The sequence below is a fragment of the Glycomyces algeriensis genome (genome assembly GCF_027622855.1).
Lineage (GTDB): Bacteria > Actinomycetota > Actinomycetes > Mycobacteriales > Micromonosporaceae > Glycomyces > Glycomyces algeriensis.
In genome coordinates, this window is sequence record NZ_JAPZVR010000015.1 from 78,411 (window position 1) to 95,595 (window position 17,185).

The 17,185-nt window shown below is 66.1% G+C and carries 5 protein-coding genes; 3 read left to right on the plus strand and 2 right to left on the minus strand.

Annotated elements, in window-relative coordinates:
* Position 1 precedes the first annotated feature (1 nt).
* Positions 2 to 1,627 (plus strand): ABC transporter ATP-binding protein, encoded by a 1,626-nt coding sequence (locus tag O2L52_RS20910; protein ID WP_270117973.1) that lies wholly within the window; start codon positions 2 to 4, stop codon positions 1,625 to 1,627.
* Complete coding sequence (locus O2L52_RS20915) at positions 1,624 to 3,384, plus strand: ABC transporter ATP-binding protein (RefSeq protein ID WP_270117974.1); 1,761 nt, start codon at positions 1,624 to 1,626, stop codon at positions 3,382 to 3,384. Before O2L52_RS20910 ends, O2L52_RS20915 begins: the two co-directional genes overlap by 4 nt.
* 137 nt (positions 3,385 to 3,521) lie before the next feature.
* On the opposite strand, the gene O2L52_RS20920 is transcribed toward O2L52_RS20915, so the two are convergent.
* Positions 3,522 to 3,827, minus strand: a complete 306-nt coding sequence (locus O2L52_RS20920) for an Imm32 family immunity protein (protein ID WP_270117976.1) — start codon at positions 3,825 to 3,827, stop codon at positions 3,522 to 3,524.
* 2 nt (positions 3,828 to 3,829) lie between these two features.
* Entirely contained in the window at positions 3,830 to 10,300 is a 6,471-nt protein-coding gene (locus O2L52_RS20925) for an RHS repeat-associated core domain-containing protein (protein WP_270117978.1), read from the minus strand.
* A 771-nt stretch (positions 10,301 to 11,071) separates the two neighbouring features.
* On the opposite strand from O2L52_RS20925, the gene O2L52_RS20930 reads away from it, so the two are divergent.
* Complete coding sequence (locus tag O2L52_RS20930) at positions 11,072 to 17,080, plus strand: LamG-like jellyroll fold domain-containing protein (RefSeq protein ID WP_270117980.1); 6,009 nt, start codon at positions 11,072 to 11,074, stop codon at positions 17,078 to 17,080.
* The last annotated feature ends 105 nt before the right edge of the window (positions 17,081 to 17,185 follow it).

Consider the following 17,185-nt stretch of genomic DNA (forward strand, 5'->3'; position numbering starts at 1 on the left):
GATGAGCACGCTGGTCTCGTTCGCGTTCCTCGGCTGCCAGCAGTTCGTGCCCTATGTGGTCGGACGAGCGGTCGACGACGGGCTCGTCGCGGGCGACCGCACCGCGCTCTACTGGTGGTCGGCGGCCCTCATGGCCTGCATCGGCATCGCCACCGTCACGGGCGTCGCCAGCTTCTTCTACATGATGTACACGGCGATGGACACCGACTTCAGGGTCCAGCGGCGCCTCGTCGACACCGTCGTCGCGGTCGGCTCGCGCCTCCGGTCCCGGGCCGACGCGGGCGAACTCGTGGCGATCTCCGCTGCCGACGCGCACGCGCTCAGCTCGGTCTCGATGATGTTCGGCCGCTTGGCCTCCGCGCTCCTCGCGTTCGTACTCGCGCTCACGATCCTCGCCACCCTCTCGTGGTGGTTCGTGCTCGCCGCCGGCGTCGGCGTCCCGGCCATGTTCATGCTCCTGCGGCCCCTGTTCCTGCGCCTCGAAGCGCGCGGCCGCGAGTTCCGCAACCGCATCGGCGAGCAGACCGGCATCGGCACTGACGCCGTCGCGGGCCTGCGCGTGCTGCGCGGCATCGGCGGCGAAGCGCACTTCACCGCCCGCTACAAGACCGCCTCGCAGGCGTCCCGCCGCGCCGGAGTCCGCGTGCGGCGCACCGCTGCCGGACTCGAGTTCGCGCGCCTCGCACTGCCGGGGACGCTGCTCGTGCTCGTCCTGTGGATGGGCGCCGAGATGACCCTCAACGGCACCATCACCGCCGGCGAGTTCGTGGCCCTCTTCGGCTACCTCGTCGCCCTCACCCGCCCCCTCGGCTACACCATCCAGGGCGTCGACGCCCTCACCCGCGCCATCGTCGCCTCCGGGCGGTTCCAGAAGCTCCAGGACGAGCATCCCGAGCCCGAACCCGCGGACGAGCAGCCTTGGCCCGCAGGCGAACCCCTGCACGACCCGGCCAGCGGCACCACCATCGAACCGGGCCTGACCACCGGCATCGTCACCGGCGACGGGAAGGGCGCGACCGAGCTCCTCGACCGCCTCAGCGGCTACGCCGAGACCGGCGAACCCGCCCGGATCGGCTCCATCCCGTTGGACGCCTTCGGCACCGCCACCGTGCGGCGCCACGTGCACCTCCTCGAAGCCCGCGCGCAGCTCTTCAGCGGGCCCCTCCGCGACCAGCTCGACGTCGACGGCGAGCGCACGGACGCCGACATCATGCGGGCCCTCCACACCGCCTCCGCCGTCGACATCGTCGGCGTCGACCCCTCCCTCATCGAGAGCGAGGAGGTCCCGAGCGCCGGGTACGACCTCGACACCGTCGCAGGCGAACGCGGCCGCAACTTCTCCGGCGGCGAGCGCCAGCGCCTCATCCTCGCCCGCGCGCTCCTCGCCGACCCCGAGATCCTCGTGCTCGACGACCCCGCCAGCGCTTGCGACGCCCAGACCGAGGCCCGCATCGCCGCCCGCCTCGCCCGGCACCGCCGGGGCCGGACCACCGCGATCCTCACGAATTCGCCGCAGCTCCTCGCCGTCTGCGACCGCGTCCAGTTCCTCGCGGGGAACGAGGCCGTGGCGGGCACGCACGCCGAGTTGCTGCACCAGGCCGAGTACCGAGAGGCGGTCACCCGATGAGCCCTGCGACCCTCCCCATCGCCACCTCGGCCGAGACCCGGCGGTACCTGCGGGCCCTGGTCGGGCGACACCGCGTGCGCTTCGGTCTCGTTGTGGCCCTTATCGTCGGCGCCGCCCTCGCGGGCATGTCGACGCCGTACATCGTGGGGCTCATGACCGACGCGTTCGCGACCTGGGCGCGCGGCGGCACCGCCGCCCCGGGCCCGGACCTGCGGTGGCAGATCCCGCTGATCCTCGCCGCGGTGCTCGCTCAGGCGGTCCTGACATGGGCGTCGTACCGGAACCTCGCGGTGCTCTCGGAGCAGATCGTGGCGGACGTGCGCGAGGAGTTCATGGAGCGCACGCTCGCCCTTCCGCCGGGGCAGGTCGAAGCGGCCGGAACCGGTGAGCTGCTGTCGCGCACCAGCCTCGACGTGGCGCAGGTGCAGCACTCGCTCGTGCAGGCCGCACCGCAGTTCTTCACCGGGCTGATCACGGTGCTCGTGTACGTGGCGGGGGCGTTCTTCGTCTCGCCGGTGCTGGGCGCGGCGATCCTGGTCGCGGTGCCGCCGATGGTCCTGGTGCTGCGCTGGTACTTCAAGCGGGCGTTCAACATCTTCCACGACGTGCAGGCGGCCAAGGCCGACCTGACGTCGGCGGTCGCGGAGACCATCGACGGCGTCAAGACGGTGGAAGCCCTCGGCTGGCAGGCGCGGCGGGTCGCCCATACGGACCGCGCGGTGGACCGGCTGTTCGGGGCGCAGATGCGGTCGATGCGCTTGCGCGGCACGCTGTTCCCGGTGCTGGACTTCTCGGCGTTCCTGCCGTGCTTCACCGCGCTGCTCCTCGGCGGGGTGCTCACCGCGACCGGGTACCTGACGATCGCGCAGACCACCACGGTGGTGCTCATCATGCAGCTCGCGGTGGCCCCGGCGATCGAGATGATCCTGTCCCTGGAGTGGGTGCAGAACGGCACGGTCTCACTGGCGCGACTCATCGGCGTGCGCGGCGAGCAGGCCGCCGGCGGTGACGCGCGGCCGAACCGCGACGAGGACGAGATCATCGAGCTCAAGGGCGTCCACTTCGGATACGACACCGAGAAGCCGGTCCTCAAGGGCGTGGACTTCGCGCTGCGCCGGGGCGAGCGGCTCGCCCTCGTCGGCCCGACCGGCGCAGGCAAGTCCACATTGGCGCGACTCATGGCGGGCATACACCAGCCGAACGAGGGCACGGTCCGCGTCGGCGGCGCGGAGACCCGCGAGATCGACGAGACCCTGCTGCGGCGCTTCGTGATCCTCGCGACCCAGGAGTACCACCTCTTCAACGACACCCTCGGCTCCAACCTGCGCCTCGGCGCGCCCGGAGCCGGTGATGCGCAGCTGCGCGAGGCCCTCCAGGTCGTCGGCGCCGGGGACCTCCCCGACCGGCTCGAGGACGGCCTCGACACGCTCGTCGGCGGCCGGGACCACGCCCTGACCCCGGCCGAGGTCCAGCAGGTCGCGCTCGCCCGCGTCATCCTCGCCGCGCCCGAAGTGATCGTCCTCGACGAGGCCACCTCCATGCTCAGCCCCAACGCCGCCAGCGACATCGAGCAGGGCCTCAACCGCATCCTCGCGGGCCGCACCGTCGTTAGCATCGCCCACCGCCTCAACACCGCCCACGACGCCGACCGCGTCGCCGTAGTCGAGCACGGCCGCATCACCGAACTCGGCTCCCACGACCAGCTCATCGCGAAAGGCGGCGCCTACGCGGCCCTATGGCAGCGCTGGCACGGCTGACGCTCAATTGCTGGCTAACGACGGCCGCTGGCGCCGGGATCGTCTTCAGGAAACTGAATATGCGGCGAGCACTTCGCGAGCGGGTCGAATCGAGGGCCGAACAATCCAAGCTTGAAGGCGATTTTCTCAAGCAATTTCTACGGTTCTTGGATCAGAATTCGCAACGTCTCCGACTCGCCGTCCAGCTCCTCCGAATCCAGCAAAATATCCCTTCCGTTCGGAACTTCGTCCTGAGCGAGGGTAAGTAGGAAACGGGCCAGTGAAACAAGTCCGTCCCTATTCCCCTGAATATCAATTTCACGCCCAAAGCTGAACTCTACGATGGAAACTGAGAGCTGAGCGTTAGGCTCCCACCAGCTCACAACTCCAGTACTTCTGTCGTAGGGCTTCACCCGGACAGTCACTTCTCGAGCTTCAACGTCCTCGAGGATGAAATCTTCCAATGTTAGTCTTTCCACCCTTCTTCCTCGGGCAGGAATACGTGATCGTTCCGAATTGGCTTCTGTCGAACTCCAGGACCAGTTGGAATTGCAAATGTCTCGAAATTGAAGTGTGGATCCTGAACTGGGTGGGCAAGATCAGCATCAGTCATCCGAACCTGCCGGAGCCCGTCCGAACTGACGAATCGGCCCGGAGGAGCCGCTTCGACATATCCCTCGCCGAGGAACTCCTCTGCAGTGTCGAGGGCGTCGTCAGTCTCCATGTTGATGCCATCGGCAAGGTTGTCGGCTCCCCCAGGCACGCACGCATCGGCTTGATTCGAGTTGTGGGTGAGGAAGTCGGTGTCGCCGGCGGTCACATAGTAGGTGTGGTCTTCGGCGACTGTGAAGTTGTAGACCGTAGTGTATTCGGTCGAGACGTCGAGGGCGGTGATCTGGATCCAGGTTCCGGCGCTGGTGCGCAGGAGCTGGCCGATCTTGAGGTCGATGGCGTTGACCCATTGCCCGGCGAGCGGCTCTGCAGGCTCCTCAGCGGGAGCGTCGTCGGATGCGTCGTCCTGAGTCGTCAGGATGTCGGCCGGCGGACCTCCGCCTCCAGACCCGGTGAGGCCCTCGGTCTCGCTGGGATCCGCGGTACCGGAGCCTTCGGCGTTGAGGGCGAGGATGGCCTGCGTCGTGGTGGCCGGGTCGGCGATCCACATCGGGTGTTCATCAGTCGCGGTAACCGTGTCGTCCGCAGTGCCGTCGCCGTCAGTGTCAACGCTGATCGCGATGAGGGTCTTGTCCCCGGTGCCTTCGATGGTGGCGGCGACTTCGCGACCGGTGGTCTCGCCGGTCTCCTCGTCGGTGGCGAGGACTTCGTCCCCGGCTTCGACCTCAGTGATCGGTTTGGTCGTGCCGTCGGCCATCACCACCTCTGTGTCGGCGGTGAAGGAGTTGCAGGGGCTGTTCCTCGCGCGGTTCAGCGACGACTTGATGGCGTCGCCGTAGCGCTTCATGGTGTTCTTGGCCCAAGAGACGGCTTCTTGGAAAGCGTTGACGGCCTTGTAGATCATCTTCGCGGCCTTGAACAGCTTCGCTCCGAGCTTTGCGACCTTCGCCCAAGGGATGAGGTCCATGAGGAGCGAGGCGCAGGACATCATGTCGCCCGAGCCGACGCAGGACATGATGTCGTTCACGCCGATCAGGTCGAGCAGGATCTCAGCGCCCACGTCGATCACCACGTCGATGATCGAGGTGTTCAGGATGTCCTGGGCCTTCTCGGCGTCCTCTTGGAGGTCCTCGTCGACGTCGCGTTCAGCGTCGGCTTTGGCCTTCTGGTTCTCACCGACGGCGCCGGAACCGGCGCCCTTGCCGCAAGCGGCAGAGGTCCCCTTGTAGTAGTCGCAGTCTTCCTTGCTGCGCAGGTCCTTGTCGTTGTAGTAGTACGAGCAGTCGCCGTCGATGCACGAGCCGTTGCTGTTGTACCCGGCAGCGAGACCGCTCGGGTCCGAGAAGGAGACGGGCGAGTGGTTGGAGTAGGCGTAGCCGCCCATCTGCTGGGAGTTGGACGCGTCGATGATCGGGTCAGCTGATATGAAACTGCCCAGCTGTGGATCGTATTCGCGTGCACCGAGATGGGTCAGACCCGACGGGTCCTCAGTACCGCCCAGATAGCCGCGCTCGTCCACCCAGTTGGTGACCGGGGCGCCGCGAACGTTGCCGTAGATGTCGTAGTAGCGAACCTGGGTGGCGTGGGAATCCGCGTCGACGGTGGCGGTGCCGGTGCCCTGCGCGTCGGTGGCCAGCCAGGAGACGTTGTCGTCGTTGGTGCGGATGGCGACCTGCTGGGCGCCGTGCGTGTAGTAGCGCGAGGCGGTGACCACCCCGTCGGAGCCCTTCACCAGTTCCATGCCCGGCAAGAAGACCGTCACGGTCCCGTCCGGGTCGGTGCGGCTGACGCGGCCGCCGCCTGCGAGGTAGTCGTAGTCGGTGATGTCGCCACTGACCCCGGACGTCTCCAGCTTCCCGTCGCTCGACCAGGTCATCGTCTCGACGACGCCGGACTCGTTCGGCCTGGTAGTGGTGTTGCCGGTCGCGTCGTACACGTACGAGAGCGTCTTGCTTCCCGCGCTCGAGGTGGTGACCGTCGAGGTGACAGTGTGGGGTTGCGCGGACTCGTACTTGTAGGTGGTGGTCGCCCCCGCAAGGTGGTCGACCTGGGTCTTGCGGTTGCCGTCAGCGTCGAAGGTCCAGGACTGCCAGTATTCGGCAGCGCCGCTGACGGAGCCGGCACTCGTCGGCTTGCCCTCGCAGGCCGCAGGAGTGGTGCCAGTCCACGCGTCGGTGATCCGCTTGAGGTAGTCGTAGGCGAAGCACTGCGTGTCGGCGCCGAGCGCGGACTGGTTGTCGATGGAGGTGATCAGGCCGCCGTCGCTGTAGGTGTAGGCGACATCGCTGATCAGGTTCTGGGTGCCGGTGCTGATGGCGAAGCGGGAACCGGTGAGGCGACGGGTGCCGTCCTCATAGGAGTACGCCTGCCAGGCCACCGGCGCGGCGGTGTCGTTGGGGCCGTCCGGGTCGAGCGTGAATTGCGAGGGCTCCGCGAACTTCGTGTACGTCGAGTCCGAGACGTACCACTGCCGTGCCGAGTACGTGCTCTCGGGCAGACCGAGGTCGCTGTAGGTGGTGATGACGCTTTCGGAAGCAAGGCCACCGCCGGAGGGGTAGTCGGTCTCGGCGACCGAGCCGTCCGCGTAATACGTGTACCAGTACTCGAAGGCCCCTGATACGCCCGCGCCCAGACTGGCGGGGAGCGTGTAGCGGATGCCGTTCGGGCGGTCGGCCGCGTCGTAGGAGAGGACGCGGGTGAGGTAGTAGTCGCCGTTCTCCTCGAACCTGTAGGAGAGTGCCGGAAGGCCCTTCCCGTAGGTGTCGTACGTGTAGTACTCCACGGCCGTGCCGGTGAGCGATCCCTTGCGGACGTACTTCAGGCGGCCGAGCTTGTCGTAGGTGTACCAGAGGCTCTGGTTGCGGACGTCAGTGACGGACTTCGTGAGTCCGTTGTCGTAGTAGGTGGTCTCAGTGCGACCGGTGTCGGGGTCGTTCACCGCGGTCTTGCGGCCGAGCAGGTCGTACTCGTACGTCCATGTGCTGCCGCCGGGGTCGGTCATGGACGCGAGACGTCCCGCGTGGTCGAAGTCGTAGGTGATGGCGTCGTAGAGCCCGTCGGGGTCCGCGGTGCGCAGGTTGCGCACTTCCACGGTGTTGCCGTTGACATCGGCGATCGAAGTGGCCCCGCGTCCGTCGGGGTCGATGACGGTGACCTTCTCACCGTCGTAGCTCGTGGTGGTGCGGTACTGCTCGGTGCCGTAGGAGTAGAAGACTTCCGCGGTGACCCGGCCCAGCGTGTCGTACTCGAACGCAGTGGTGCTGGGGACCTGGTTGTCCTCCGGATAGAAGTGGTCGCCGGAGGGGTCGCCGGAGTTGTAGTAGCCGTCGTGACGCTTGTGGACGAGACCGCGGGTGTCGTAGACGGTGTCGGTGAGGATCCGCCCGCCGTCGGGGGCGGGGGTCTGGGTCTGGATCGACCGCCCCAAGCCGTCGGTCAGCTCATAGGTGGTGGTGTACCCGCCGTTCGCGTTGATGCCGCGGGAGATGGTGACCGAAGGATCCGTATTGCTGAGGAGGTATTCGAACGTGGCGACGGGGTCGTAACCGGCCCCCTTGGTCCGGTCGGGGCTCCAGCCGGCGGTGACACGGCCGAGAGCGTCGTACTCGATCTCGGTGAAGTGGTTGTTCGCGTCCACGGACTTGACCACGTTGCCGCGCAGCGGCTCGAGCACCTGCCAGGTGACGTGCCCCAGCGCGTTCGTCGTGTTCACCTGCGTGACCGGCCCGCCGGTGGTCGGCGTGTAATCGGTACGGGTGACGTTGCCGTCGACATCGGTGGAGGTCAGGCCGCGGCCGTAGCCGTCGACCGTGATCGACCCGGTGACGAGGTAGACCGGGGCGCCGTTGACGTAGTCCTTGGCGGTGTCGGTCTTGGTGATGTCGCCCTTCGTCGGCGCCGTGGTGTGCACGGTGGCGTAGTCGTAGTAGACGCGTTCGTCGGCGATGAGGTCGTCAGGGTAGACGGGAGTGGCCGCGCAGGTGGTCGACAAGGTCTCGGTGCGGACCGGCTTGTCGATGATCCACTTGGAGGTGTTGCGAGCGTAGGTGATCTTGACGCACTGCTCGTCACCGGGGATCTCGATGTCCCCGGAGGACTCGGTGCTGATGGCCATGCCGTAGGAGTCGTACGTGGTCTTCGCGGTCGCCGTGCGCCAGGTGCCGTCGGAGAGCAGCGAGGAGGAGGTGACCAGACTGGTGCCGGTGTGGCGGGCGTGAGTCGTGCCCCAGTCGCGGACGCGGGTGGCGGTCGCGCTCGATCGCCACGGGGTCGTCACCGTCTTGGAGATGACGGCGCCGTCGAGAATGGTGCTCTCGGTGCGCGGACGGCCGGCGTACTCGTCGTAGTCGGTGATGCCGTCGACCTTGACAGACGTCGTGGTGCCGTCGGGAAGCTTCTGGTCGTGGAGTCCGCGGAAGTAGGAGGTCTCGGTGACGAGCTCGCCTTCCGACGCGATGCCGGTGACGGTTCGGACGGTCGAGTAACCGCGGTAGTCGGACCAGGTCTTGTACTCCGGGTCGGTGAGGCCGTCGTCGTCCGCGAAACGCCAGGCGGGCGTGCCCACGTACTCGTACCTGGTGACGACCGGCGGGGAGTTGCCGACGGCGTCGATCTGGGCGACCTTAGTGACCAGGTACTTGTTGTACCAGTCGTATTCGGGCGTGCCGTTGTTGTCCTCGGCGGTCGTGGTGATGATCGGCATGCAGCGCATGTCGTTGCGCTCCGGGGACGACGGCATGACGCCGGCCTTCGCATCGCACTGCGGGTCGGTGTAGGTGACGGTGGTGATGCCGCCGGTGCCGTTGCGGATGGCCGAGATCCGGAACCAGTTCATCCGGGGATTGGTGTCGAGGGTCTTCTGGACCCGGTTGGACAGCTGGATGCCGTCGAACGTGGTCTCGGGCAGCACGACCGGAGTGGTTCCGGCCAGGCCGGTGCGGGTGATCCCTTGCAGCCAGAGACCAGCGCGGGTGCTGTCGCCCGGGTCGGGGAACGAGTGCCTGAGTGCGTACTTGTCAACGCCGGTCCAGGAGCCGCTCACGTTCACTTGAGTGGTGACGGTGGTGAGCATCTGGTCGGTGAAGAACACCGGCGAATACAGGTCGGCGCAGTCCTCGACGGTGCCGTCACAGTACTGGTCGAGCGGAGTGTCCGGCCAGTTCTCGGGGTGGTCGTAGTCACAGGTCGCGCCCTCCACGCAACGATCGGCGTAGGTGAAGACGACGCGGTTGGTCGCGGACGCGTAGCCGTCGGTCGAAGGAAGACCGTAGTCGATGCGCTTGAGGTTCGCGCCTCTGTCGTAGGCGACGGGATGGTCCGCATCGAGGTTGCGCAGGTAGTGGTTGCCTTCAGCGTCGTAGAAGTACGCCATGGCGTTGCCGTGGGTGTCGACCGCCCAGTCAAGTCGCCAGCGCCACGCCTGGTCGCACGAGGAGTCGTCGAACGCGGTCGCATGGCAGGGCTCATCAGAGTGGTTGCCGAAGACCGGGACCGTTGAGGTCGATTCCGTCTCCGCGTCGCCCGAGCCATAGCCGGGCAGGCGGCCGAGGCCGAAGAAGTACTGGATGCCGGCACCGGTGGTGACCTTCCAGTACTCGCCGTTGTCGTCGCCGTTGGTCGTACCGCTGAGGTGCTCGACCTTCGAGGCGTCGTCGTTCTTGATCTTCCATGCGCCGGAGGCGTCGTCGCGGATGAGCTCGCCGCCGGATCCGTTGAGTGAGAGGACGGCGTTGTCGGTCGCCCAGCACTGGTCACCGCCGGTCTCGGCCTCGGGGGGGTTGTTGGCGCCGTCCTCATCGTCGATCTGGCAGGCGCTGTAGTTTCGCTCGATGTAGCCGGGGTCGAACGAGAACCCTTCGCCGATGGTGGAGGGCTGGTTGTTGGTCGACTCGTTGCGTCCGTCCACTGCGGAGGAAGAATAGCCGAGGCCGATCGAAGGGTCGAGGCCTCCGGCCGAAGAGGGCGTCTCGATCGGGTACGACCAGGAGAAGTCGCCGGTGGGGTTGCCTGCGGACCATGTCGAGGCGGGGGCGAGGCTCGTCGCCGCGAAGGTGCCGTTGGCACCCGACGCGGAAGCGGCGAGCGTGACAGTTGCCGACGACGTACCGGTCTGGGAGTGGCCGCCTTCGGTATCCGCACTGGCGGTGCCGACAGAACCGCCGCCGCTGCGTGAAGGGACGAGCGCGACCTGCGCGGTCAACGTGCCGTCCACGCCGTTGTTGTCAGAGGCGATTTCGGTGCCGTCCGCGCCGTAGAGCTTCAGGCGGTCGTCCCAGTCCCCTCCGCCTGCGGCACGATAGGCGGTGTAGTCGAATTCGACTGACACCGAACCGGCTTCCGAAGAACCATCGGTGCGCCTGAACTCCCACTGCAGACCGTCCCCGGAGGAAGCAGCGGTCAGCTCAATCTGGACTTTCTGAGGCGCATGGTCCCCAGCGTCGGCTCGAACCTTCAGGCCGAACTCGGGCACGTCGGCCGCTTCACCTGGAACGAGGGTCACCTCGGCAGACCCGAGAGCCGGGAATGCGATGGCTTGATCCCCCGTGAGCGTCCGGTCTTCGGTCGCGTCCTCGGGCAGCTCGAGGTCCTCGGCTTCGATGTCGGCCCCGGGGACCGAGTCCACTTGGTCGATTGCTTCCGGTGCGTACTCAGGGGTCCACGACCCGACCCAGAACAAGAACCCTGCCAGCAACGAGGCCGCGGTTCCGAAGACGACACCGCGCCGGATCAGGACCGATCTCGACGCACGCCATGGCATCTCCAATGACTCTGGCAAGTCAGGACGGATGCGGCGTTTCGGACGCTTCGAGAACGGGGCGGGACGCAGAGGGGTGAGGTCCACAGAGGGCTCCAGTCGGGGTACATGAAGTTGTTTCGGACGGGACTGTAGCAGAGTCCCTTCAGAACAATCAACACATTGACCCCAGATTTGCAGATGAGTCCATTTTGTGGGACAACGACTGTCCTACCTCAACCGCCACAGTTCTGGCATACTCACCGCAGTCGCGCCCTCTCCCCCGAGACGCGCACTCCCCCACCAATCGAATAGGGAGCACTCTTGCAACCCATACCCCGAACGCCGATACCGTTGCGTCTCATGGCATTCGCCATCTGTGGCGCAGTCTCGGCGGCTCTCATCTCCCCCTCGCCCGCGCTCGCGGCCGTCCCCTCCGCGAGCGTCGGCATCCCGCCCGGCTCCCGTTCGACGGACACCGCGGTGGACACCGAGATCGCGGACGCGGTCGCGGAGGCTGCCGCGACGGGCGCGAACGTCGAGATCGACTCCCTGGCGACCGCCGAGTCCGAGGTCTACGCCGCCCCTGACGGCACCTTCGTCGAAGACATCGCGCTCGAGCCGTTCCAGGCTCTGACCGGCGACGGCACCTGGGCGCCGATCGACAACACGCTCGTCGAATCCGCGAACGGCACGTTCGTCCCGGTCACAAGCGACTCGGGTCTTGAGATATCCGGCGGCGGCGACAACGTCATCGCCCGTATCACCGACATCCACGACCGCTCCGTCGCCTACACCTGGCACGAGAACCTACCCGACCCCGTGATCAGCGGTGACACGGCAACGTTCGCCGAGGTCTTCCCCGGTGTCGACCTGAAGATCCGCGCGACCAACGACGGCTTCGCCAAGGTCTTCGAAGTCAAGACGGCCGAGGCCGCGGCCTCGGCCGATGTAGCGAGCATCGAGCTCGGCGTCGAACTCGACGGATTCACCGCCGCCGTCGGCGAGACCGGTGCCCTTGAGATCAGCGACTACTCTGGCGCGGTCGTCTACGCCGGGCCTACGCCGACGATGTGGGACTCGACGCCGCCGGACGAGGACGCGGGCGACTCCGCGTCGATCGAATGGTCGCCTTCCTCGTTCGCGCTGAGCGCGACCGTCGGCACCGCCTACTCCGACAGTGTGCTGACCTTGACCCCCGACGCGGCGATGCTCGCCGATCCAGCCGCGGTCTATCCGATACGCATCGACCCGAAATGGGTGAGCATCGGCAAGAGCGCCTGGGCACTCGCGTCCGACTACGGCTCCTATGCGAACACCAACTACTTCAACGGCGGGTCCTTCGAGAAGGACAAGAACGGCACCGCCCGACTCGGGCGCGCGCACCGGCAGGATGGATCGAAGGAGCAGACTTGGCGTCTGGCCTTCGAGTTCAACACCGACAAGTTCCGGGGCCGTCAGATCCTCGAAGCTGACTTCATCGTCCAGATGACCTACTCGTGGGTGCCGAACTGCAATGACGTCACCCCGTCGTTCGGCATCTACGAACTCGATGCGAACCTTCGCAAATGGACATGGAACAAGCCCGGCTCCTGGGGTGACAAGCTCGCCACCAGAGAAGAGGGCGTCGGCTCGGGATGCGGCGCGCCGCGCGATATCACCACCGACGTCACCGGGTATGTCGCCGATGTCGCAGCGACCAGCGACAAGTCCATCCAGTTCGGCATGAAGGTCTCGAACGAGGATTCGTGCTGCAACTCCTTCCGGCGCTTTGGTCCTGAGAAGACCGACTCCGGCTCCGGCGGCGTCCACCTCTCCGTCCGTTACAACACCCCGCCGAACAAGCCCACCAACCTGCTCATAGGCGGCAAGTCCTGCACCACCGGCAAGACCGTGAGCCTCGGCGCCGGCGTGTCGTGGTCGGCCAAGGCCACGTTCTCCGACGCCGAAGCCGACAACATGACCGGCTACCTCAAGTTCACGAACAAGAGCACCGGAGCGGTGACCGTCCGGTCCGTTGATGCGGCGAACAAGACCACGTCCAGTTGGCCGGGTATCCCGACCTCCACGCTCGCCGACGGCAATTACACCGCCCTGGCCTACGCGAACGACGGCAAGGTGAACGGCCCCGGTTCCGCCTCGTGCACCGTCACCGTGGACAAGACCGCGCCGAAGGCACCGACGGTGACCTCTGCCGACTACCCCAACGACGGTGTGATCCACGGCGGGTTCGGCCAGACCGGCACCTTCACCTTCGCCTCCACCAGCACCGATACCGCCGGATACAAATGGAGTCTCCAAGACGCGGCTGACACCAGTCTGATCTCCGCGACCAATATCGCGGCCCCGTCGCTCGGGAAGCCGATCACCGTCCCGATCAAGATGCCTTCGAGCGGCCCGCTGACCCTGTCGGTCTGGGCCTACGACAAGAACGGGAACACCTCTGCCGAGACGGAGTACAAGTTCCTCGTCGACGACTACACCGACCCGGTGACGCACTGGAAGCTCGATGAGGGCTCGGGCACCACAGCAGCCGACACCGACTACTCATACGTCTACAACCTGACCCGACCGCTCACGGTGAGCGGCGCGGTCTGGGGCGCCAGCGCCGAGGGCGACGCCGAAAGCGGACGCAACGACTACCTCACCTTCGACGGCGTCAACGACTACGCGCAGACCAGCGCGCAGGTCGTCAACACCGCCAAGTCGTTCACCGTGTCCACCTGGGTCCGCATCCACGAGACGGACGTGGACTACTCGATCGCCTCGCAGGACGGCCTTGTCAACTCCGGATTCATGCTGAAGTACGACGGTGAGAGCCAGAAGTTCCTCATCGTCGCCTGCTCGCAGGACTCCAGCTCCGCGACCTGCCCTTCGGCCGGCTCGACGACGAGAGCCAAAGTCGACACCTGGTACAACGTCACCGGCGTGTACGACCTCGCCACGAAGCAGATCCGCATCTACGTGAACGGCCAGCTTCAGGGCACCACCACGATCACCGGGACCTTCAACGCCACCGGCAAGTTCGTGCTCGGCCGCGACTTGTTCGCGGGCGCATCGACCACCTTCTTCGCCGGCGACATCGACGAGGTCAAGGTCTGGGACCGCGCCATCAGCCTCGGCGAGATCCAGCGCTGGGGGCAGCACACCAACGGCTCCTGGAGCTTCGACGGGAACACCAACACCTCCTTCGCCGACGCCTCGGGCTACCGCAACACCCTCACCGGGAACGGCACCGTCGAGCTGGTCGAAGGCGTCACCGGTCAAGGCGGCGGCTTCAACGGCGTCAACTCGACCGCCACTTCCACCTCGCAGGTCATCAACACCGCAAGCGACTTCACCATCAGCGCCTGGGTCCGTCTCGACAGCGACGACTCCGATGCCACCATCATCAGCCAGGACGGCGCCCACAACAGCCCGTTCTATCTGGGATACATCGCTTCGAGCAAGAAGTGGACGTTCCGCGCGACGAGCGGCGACGCCTCCGGCGCGGAGCTCACCGGCAATCTGCTCTCCGAACACAACGCCGCAGTCGGCCAGTGGACCCACCTGACCGTGGTCTATACAGCACCGACATCGAGCACGGCGGGCTCGGCGACCCTCTACGTCAACGGCATCAAACTCGACGATGTCGCCGAGGACGATAAAGCCAAGGGCAGCGCCACGACTCGCAACTTCACGCTCTGGTCCTCGACAGGCGCGCTGCGGATCGGCTCCGAACTGCGAGGTGGGACGGTCCGCGCCTTCTTCCCGGGCACCATCGACAGTGTCGTCACTTCGACCGGCGCCTTCGACCGTCAGCAGGTTGCCGCGCTTTCAGACGAGAACGTCCGTGAGACCCGCAGCGAACTCGTCAGCGGCGACTTCGACGGCGACGGCGATACCGACGCCCTCGCAGCCGTCAACGTGAAGGAACGACACTCAGAGGTCTACGTCCTGGAAAACGACGGCGCCGGCAATTTCACCCGGAGCGAAAAACCGGCGCTGTCAACGGAATACGCGCAAGTCCTGGAAGACTTCGGTTGGCACCTCGACGATGCGCAATGGCGCGCGGGAAATGTCAACCAGGATGCCTGCGACGACCTCATCTTGGCGGTACCCGGCACTTCGGGAATCGAAATCAACGCGTTCACCGGGGTCCGGGGCGGCTGCGGCGCTGAACTCGTGGACGGCCAATGGTTCAACGACTTCACTCAACCAAAACTCAAACTCGAGAATCTCGATGCGAATGCAGACGGCGTATTCGAAGTAGAATGGCTGCTCTCCGAGACCCAGGTCCAAGTCACCGATTTCACCGGCGATGAAGCCGATGACGTCGTCATGCTCCGCAGCGACGGTGCCAGTGGCTACTCGATCTGGGGCGTATCGCTTGACGCCGCGGACTGCATCGACGATTGCATCTTCGGCACTGAGACCCGGCTCGCCACCGGCAGCGGTTCTTCCCGCCAGATCGAACTCGCCGCAGCCGACTTCGACAACAACGACTGCGGCGACATCGCCGAGATCCGGACCGGTGCTGACAACCTCGCCGACATCTATATCCGCTACAACAACAAGGTCGACGGGCTTTGCTCGGCCTCCGGTGACGCACCAGCGTTGGCCGAACCGGTGCTGCGGATGAACGCCTCCGGAAACTGGAACACCGATCGCGACCGCGTCACGATCGGCGACGTCAACGGCGACGGTTTCCCTGACTTCGTCATGTCGTACCGCAACTCCTCGCGGGTCCGACTCCAAGCAGCGATCTTCGACCCCGGACTCGATCAGTACCAGATGAAGACGATGGCGCATGCCAATCGCTGCACCGGGTGTACCGCCGACCTCACCCAATGGCAGCACGTCGACCTGGCAATGGGCAATGTCGATGGAAGTGGCGGTGACGATCTCCTCACACTGCGAGCGGGAGTCGGCGGGGCCATCGGGGCCCTGTGGACCAGAGCCTCGACCAATGGTACGTATCCCGTGGCCCTCCCGGCCTGGGCAGACCCGACCACCTGCTTCGGCGCCGAAGGCGACGTCAACGGGGACGGGTACCCGGACGCCGTGATCGCCAATGGAACGCACGACGCAGGCGGTCTGGCCGATTCCGGTGGCTTCTACTTCGTCGACGGTGCTACCGGAGCGGTCGGCATCGTCGCCGAACGCACTCACGGCACTGCCGGAACCGTCGAAGCCGGTGACCAATTCGGGTACGCGGTCGACACCTACGACCGTGACGGCGACGGGTGCTCCGACATCGTTGTCGGTGTTCCCGGCGAGAACAGCGGCTCCGGCTCGGCGATCATCCTTCCGGGTGCGCCTTCGGGGGTGAGCAATTCGGCGGTGGACTGGTTCAGCCAGCAGAAGATCGGGGTCCCCGGCGCGAGCGAAGCAGGCGATCGATACGGATTCTCCGTCGCAGCGAGCAACCGCACTGACGGCACTCCTGTGGTCATCATCGGCGTCCCCGGAGAGGATGTCCAAACCGACACGACGGGCTCATCCCGCGACGGCGACAACAGCAACGAAGTGGTCGACGCAGGAGCCCTGGTGTATCTGCAAGGAAGCACCAAGGTCTGGATCGACCAGAACACCGTCAACGTGGGCGACACGGTGGAATCGGGCGACCAATTCGGGTACTCGATTGCCTCAACGCCTACTCGGTTCATCGTCGGAGCCCCCTACGAAGACGGAGGCACCAGCCAGATCGTCGACTCCGGCGGGACGTTCCTGTTCAGCCAGAACATCTCCAGTCTCGGGCAGCCCTCCTATATCGACTTGATCGATCAAGAGGACGCCATCCTCGCATCCGGTGTCGAGGCAGGAGACCGTCTCGGGCATGCTGTTGCCGCTGTCGACTACTGGCCCTCTGGGAGCGGCGTCAACGACGTTCAGACCAGGTTGGCCTTTACAGTCCCGGCAGAGGACATCAGCAGCAACACCATCATCGAGGGCGGCTTGGTCCACCTGGTAAATCTCGACTCCGCCAACGTCTCCACTCATGTGGCGAACTACACGCAGGGTTCCGCTCTCAGCGATGCGGCTGAGAACAACGATCACGTCGCTGCCACCGTCGGCCTGTTCGACTTGAACCCGACCGTGCAGGCGAACGCGGCCACCTTGCAGTTGGCGATCGGTGTCACCGATGAGGACTACAAGACCGCCGACGACGACGGATTCGTTCACATCACCAGTGCGGCCGTCCCAGCGGCCGACGTCGACACCGTCGTCTACGACCCCGCACCGATCACCAACGGCAAGTTCGGGACCGCGCTCGCCGCGCTCCCGGGGAGCCTCTTCATCACATCACCTGGTAGCAACACGCTCAACCGCTTCGCCTGGGCCGACGCGGCAAGTGCCACCTTCAAGGCGGCCACTGCAATCGCCAGCTAAATCGGAAAGGAACGACTGAGGCCGGGGGGGGGGGGGGGGGGGGGGGGGGCGGGGGGGGGGGGGGGGGGGGGGGGGGGGGGGGGGGGGGGGGGGCGGCGGGGCCGG